Origin of the sequence: Halomonas sp. SIMBA_159 (genome assembly GCF_046536035.1) — a bacterium.
Taxonomy (GTDB): Bacteria; Pseudomonadota; Gammaproteobacteria; order Pseudomonadales; family Halomonadaceae; genus Vreelandella; species Vreelandella venusta_A.
The window spans coordinates 1-233 of record NZ_JAWJBT010001705.1 but is presented as its reverse complement, the minus strand read 5'-3'; the positions used below and the strand labels follow the sequence as shown (position 1 = coordinate 233).

1 protein-coding gene is annotated in these 233 nt (G+C 40.3%); it reads left to right on the top strand.

The window, feature by feature from the left end; genetic code table 11:
* Positions 1–233, top strand: a 233-nt coding sequence (locus R0J87_RS25025; RefSeq protein WP_498889726.1) for a hypothetical protein, incomplete at both ends; no start/stop codon positions are given.

The following is a 233-nucleotide window of genomic DNA, read 5'->3' as shown; positions in this document are numbered from 1 at the left end:
AGTCTGATTGGTATTTCAACGCAAGAGATCCGCGGTGCCCTAAAGATGCCTGGCTCATAAAGCAACGTCTCGATAATGAATATGACGTTGTTATTCGGGAAAAAAAATCTGCAGAGTACGAATTAACTTTGCTAGGGGCTTATCATGATTGCCATCTCCATTTTATATATAAGTCTGTGTATGACATTGCTGTATATGGGTATGGAGGCTCTCTCATACGCAAAGATTATGAC